Source organism: Pseudoduganella sp. RAF53_2 (assembly GCF_052113985.1).
Lineage (GTDB): Bacteria > Pseudomonadota > Gammaproteobacteria > Burkholderiales > Burkholderiaceae_D > Rugamonas.
On the sequence record NZ_JBFRDW010000456.1, the window covers coordinates 1 to 5,043 of the forward strand.

Below are 5,043 nucleotides of genomic sequence, written 5' to 3' on the forward strand. Positions count from 1 at the left end.
CTGCAATACCTCTTTGGCATGCTTGCGGTGCGTGTCCGTCACTTCAGCACCCGTGGTGCCATCCAGGTTGTAGCGCACGGTGGCTTTTTCCATGGCGCGCAGGTAACGCTGCGAGCTGGTGTGAATGCCAAGCGCGGCACGCATCAATTTGCGGTTGATTTCCGGGATGGCCGCCACTATCTGCTTATCGATGCCGATGGAAAGAGGCAGACAATCGCGGAATGGAGCGTATTCTTGCTGCAATTGCTTGAGCAGGGAGCGAGCGGACTGCGGCGCGGCCGGGACTTCAGCGTCCGGCGCCTGAGGGGTAGTGCTAGTGTTCATTGACTTCGGAGGTTACTCGGAAGCCGCCAGCATACCATGGGCGAGGGGGCCACGCATTGCATTTCCCGCCATGATGTTGTTTTGCTCACTGAAATCGCAGGTGCAGTCAGGCCGTAAACTGTGTATAATGATCGACGCACCAAATGCAGGACGGTGTGAGTTCAGTTTGGTAAAGAGTTGTAGACCGGGGCCGAGCCGCCCTCAGTAGTCCAGCCATTGGGCATGTGCCCTCTCTTCTATTCAGCACTGAATACATAGTGAAACGGCCCGTACGACGGGCTTTTTTCATTCCGGATTATCCCGACCCGAACAATCGCGTTGTGTGCCCGTTGGGCGCGCAGAGGAAGATATTTCAATGACGAAAACGCCGAAAACCCTTACGCTGTCCGCCAAGAAGCCGTCGTCGCGCACCGCCGCCGCCGCCAACCTGGCAGTACCGAAACCTACTTTATCGTATGTGATCGACAACGCGCAAGAGGAAGCCGGCAAAGTCACCGTGGTCAAGAAAACCCGCCGCCTGTCCGCTGTGCCGGTTGAGGCACCAGTGGAAGAGCCGGCAGTGGAGGTGAAAGTGAAAGCCGTGCGCAAGACCGCCGCCGCCAAGGCAGCGCCGCTGGCCGCTCCTGTTGAAGAAGCTGCACCTGCGGTGAAAGTTACCCGTGCCCGCAAGGCCAAGGCAGCCGACGCTGCGCCAGCCGCCGTGACTTCCGGTCCGGCCGCCGTGGTGGAAGTGAAGGACGCCGCCGTGCTGGCATCCATCGACACCTCCGGCTATCTGCTGCCGCAAGTGAAGGTGCCGGGCCGCCGTGGCCGCAAGCCGAGCGAATTCACGCCAGAGAACGACGAAGTGGCAGCGCTGAACGCGGTGGAACGCGCAGAGCTGAAGCACGCGTCCAAGGCGCGCGAGCGCAAGGCCAAGGGCCTGGACGCACTGGCCATGGGCGAAGGCTCCTCCGCCGAGGAGATGGAGAAGCGCCGCCTGCAGTTCAAGAACCTGATCAACCTGGGCAAGGACCGCGGCTACCTGACCTACGCCGAGATCAACGACCACCTGCCGGAAAACATTGTCGATCCGGAAGCAATCGAAGGCATTATCGCAACCTTCAACGACATGGGCATCGCCGTGTACGAGCGCGCACCGGATGCGGAAGCGCTGCTGCTGAGCGATAACGTGCCGGCTGCCGCCAGCGACGATGAAGTGGAAGCTGCCGCGGCGACCGCGCTGTCCACCGTGGATTCGGACTTCGGCCGTACCACCGACCCGGTGCGTATGTATATGCGTGAAATGGGCGCCGTGGCCCTGCTGACCCGCGAAGGCGAAATCGAGATCGCGAAGCGTATCGAAGAAGGCCTGCGCGACATGATCCAGGCGATTTCCGCCTGCCCGACCACCATCGACGAAATCCTGGCCCTGGCTGCCAAGATCGAGAACGATGAGATGAAGGTTGACGACGTGGTCGACGGTTTCGTGGACCTGAACGAAGTCAGCGCGCCGGTCGCGCCTGCGCCGAAGGCCGCAGCTTCCGACGATGAAGACGACGAAGAAGAACTGGACGACGATGAGGACGGCGACGTCAATGGCGGCGCGGCCGGTTATTCGACCGAACAGCTGGCGCAGCTGAAGAACGATGCGCTGGAAAAGTTCGCCCTGATCTCGTCGCAGTACGACAAGATGCGCAAGGCTGCTTACGGTTCCGCTTCGTACAAGAAGGCGCAGGACGTGATTTCCAGCGAGCTGCTGGGCATCCGCTTCACCGCGAAAGTGGTGGAGAAGCTGTGCGACACCCTGCGTTCGCAGATGGAGCAGGTGCGCTCGATCGAACGCGCCGTGCTGGAACTGTGCGTGAACCGCTGCGGTATGCCGCGCGCCCACTTCATCAAGGTCTTCCCCGGCAACGAGACGAACCTGGACTGGGTGGACGGCGAAGTGGCTGCGGGCCATCCGTATTCCGCGGTGCTGGGCCGTAACGTCCCCGCCATCAAGGAACTGCAGAACAAGATGGTTGACCTGCAGGAGCGCGTGGCGCTGCCGCTGGCCGATCTGCGCGTGATCAACAAGCAGATGGCTGCCGGCGAAAAGCGTGCGCGTACCGCGAAGCGCGAAATGACCGTGGCTAACCTGCGTCTGGTGATCTCGATCGCGAAGAAGTACATCAACCGCGGCCTGCAGTTCCTGGACCTGATCCAGGAAGGCAATATCGGTCTGCTGAAGGCGGTGGACAAGTTCGAATACCGCCGCGGCTACAAGTTCTCGACCTACGCGACCTGGTGGATTCGTCAGGCCATCACCCGTTCGATCGCGGACATGGCCCGTACCATCCGCGTGCCGGTGCACATGATCGAAACCATCAACAAGATGAACCGCATCTCGCGCCAGATCATGCAGGAAACCGGTTCCGAGCCGGATATGGCAACGCTGGCAGTGAAGATGGAAATGCCGGAATCGAAGGTCCGCGAAATCATGAAGATCGCCAAGGAGCCGATCTCCATGGAGACGCCGATGGGCGAGGATGGCGATTCCCAGCTGGGTGACTTCATCGAAGACAACACCACGCTGGCGCCGCTGGATGCAGCGCTGCACGCGTCGATGCGCAACGTGATCAAGGAAGTGCTGGATTCCCTGACTCCGCGCGAAGCCAAGGTGCTGCGCATGCGTTACGGTGTCGAGATGTCGAACGACCACACGCTGGAAGAAGTGGGCAAGCAGTTCGACGTGACCCGCGAACGCATCCGCCAGATCGAGGCGAAGGCGATGAGCAAGCTGCGCCAGCCGTCGCGCTCCGACAAGCTGAAGACCTTCCTGACTCAGGGCTAAAAATCGAAAATGGACGCTGCGGCGTCCATTTTTTTATGGTGGTATGATTGCGCTACCATTTTTCTGCCAGGAGTTCGCAATGACCGATCGTCGTGAATTCGTACTCGCCGCCGGTGGCGCCATCGCGGCCGCCGCCATCGGCGCTCCCGCCGCTGCTCAGAATACCGGCCGCAAGATCGGCTATGCCATCGTCGGCCTGGGCGGCTATGGCTTGGGCATCATCATCCCGCAGTTCAAGAACTGCCAGCACAGCAAGCTGGTGGCGCTGGTCAGCGGCGACCCAGCCAAGGCGCGCCGCGTGGCGGCCGAATATGGCGTGCCGGAGCGCTCGATCTATAACTACGCGAATTACGACGGCATCCGCGACAATCCGGATATCGATGTGGTCTACGTCTGCTTGCCGGTGTCGATGCATGCCGAGTACACGATCCGCGCGGCGCAGGCGGGCAAGCATGTGCTGTGCGAGAAGCCGATGGCGGTATCGTCGGCCGAGTGCGAACAGATGATTGCGGCCTGCAAAAAAGCGGGTAAGAAGCTGATGATCGGCTATCGCTGCCATTTCGAAGCCTACAATCTGGAGGCGGTGCGCCGCGCCCGGGCGGGCGAGATCGGCAAACTGCGCTATTTCCGCTCGGAGCATGGCTTCGTGGCGGGCAATCCGAATGCGTGGCGCCTCAAGAAGGCCATGTCCGGCGGCGGCTCGATGATGGACATCGGCATCTATGCGCTACAGGCGGCGCGCTATATGACGGGCGAGGAGCCGGTGGCCGTGTATGCGCATGAGCAGACGGACCGCAATGATCCGCGCTTCCGCGAGGTGGAGGATATGATCCAGTTCACCCTGGAGTTCCCTTCAGGCGTGATCGGTTCGTGCATGTCGATGTACAGCGCGAACCAGAATCACATTTTGCTGATGGGCGATAAGGGACGTATTGAACTGGAGCCGGGCACGTCTTACGATGGCAACCGGCTGTGGGTTGGCCGCGGGCGCGACAACGAAATCACGCCGCCGCCGGGGCCGGGCGCCACGCAATGGGCGGGGCAACTCGATCATATGGCGCAATGCGTTTTGCAGAACCGCGAGCCTATCGTGGCGGGCGAAGAGGGCTTGCGCGATATCCGCATTATCGAGGCGATTTATCAGTCAGCCCGCGAGCGCCGCCGCATCGCGCTGCGCGCCTGAGAAGCCGGCGAGGCCCGAGTGGCCTACGCCCTTAGCCATACCCATCGCTGCTATCGCGGCCTTCGGCTTCGGCATCGCGGCCTTGGCTGGCGCGCGCAGTTGTGCGTCAGATGCGTGGGCGGCTGCGCGCCGGTGACGGCTAGTACGGGCGTCCGGTGACGTCGAGCGGCAGCTGCCACACGGCGCCTGCACCCGTGATGTACAACGTCTTGCCCTCCTTGCCGCCGAAGGCCACGTTGGTCACGTTGGCGTCTACGCGAATCGTTGCGAGCACTTCGCCTTGCGGATCAAACACGCGCACGCGCCTGGCGCCGTGCTCGGTCACGTACAGATTGCCGTGGCAGTCGAGCGTCATGCCGTCGCCGCCTTCGATGCGCGCGAAATGCCGTGCCGATTGCGGTACGCCGTTCTTGATTGGGTATGCGCGCACTTCATCATCACTGGCGTYCACATACAGGATGTCTTCCTTCAGCGACAGCGCAATGCCGTTCGGGTTGTGGCGCGTGCCGTCCACCAGCGTGACCTTGCCGTCGGTGCCGACGCGGTAGATGCCTGTCACCGGCTGGCCGCCCGGCGCAGCGGTTTTCTGATAGTCCGGATCGGTGAAGTAAAGCGTGCCGTCAGTGGTGAGCGCGATATCGTTCGGCGAATTAAAGACGTTGCCTTCGTAGCGCTGCGCGATGACGGTTCGCTTGCCATCGCTCGATTGCCGCAGCACTGC

4 protein-coding genes are annotated in these 5,043 nt (G+C 61.7%); 2 read left to right on the forward strand and 2 right to left on the reverse strand.

What is annotated here, in order from left to right; all coding sequences use genetic code 11:
• Positions 1-324 (reverse strand): ProQ/FINO family protein (locus AB4Z11_RS22745; protein ID WP_442027849.1); only part of this gene is annotated, 324 nt, incomplete at its 3' end.
• Positions 325-679: 355 nt separating this feature from the next.
• Between AB4Z11_RS22745 and rpoD the strand changes: the two genes are divergently transcribed.
• Together rpoD and AB4Z11_RS22755 are read left to right on the forward strand one after the other, a co-directional pair.
• Positions 680-3,139: an RNA polymerase sigma factor RpoD gene (gene rpoD / locus AB4Z11_RS22750; protein WP_442027851.1), complete on the forward strand. Its 2,460-nt coding sequence runs from the start codon at positions 680-682 to the stop codon at positions 3,137-3,139.
• A 79-nt stretch (positions 3,140-3,218) separates the two neighbouring features.
• Positions 3,219-4,322, forward strand: a complete 1,104-nt coding sequence (locus AB4Z11_RS22755; RefSeq protein ID WP_442027852.1) for a Gfo/Idh/MocA family protein — start codon at positions 3,219-3,221, stop codon at positions 4,320-4,322.
• Between the two features lie 139 nt (positions 4,323-4,461).
• Here AB4Z11_RS22755 and AB4Z11_RS22760 read toward each other — a convergent pair.
• A partial coding sequence (locus AB4Z11_RS22760; RefSeq protein WP_442027853.1) for an SMP-30/gluconolactonase/LRE family protein occupies positions 4,462-5,043 on the reverse strand: 582 nt, incomplete at its 5' end.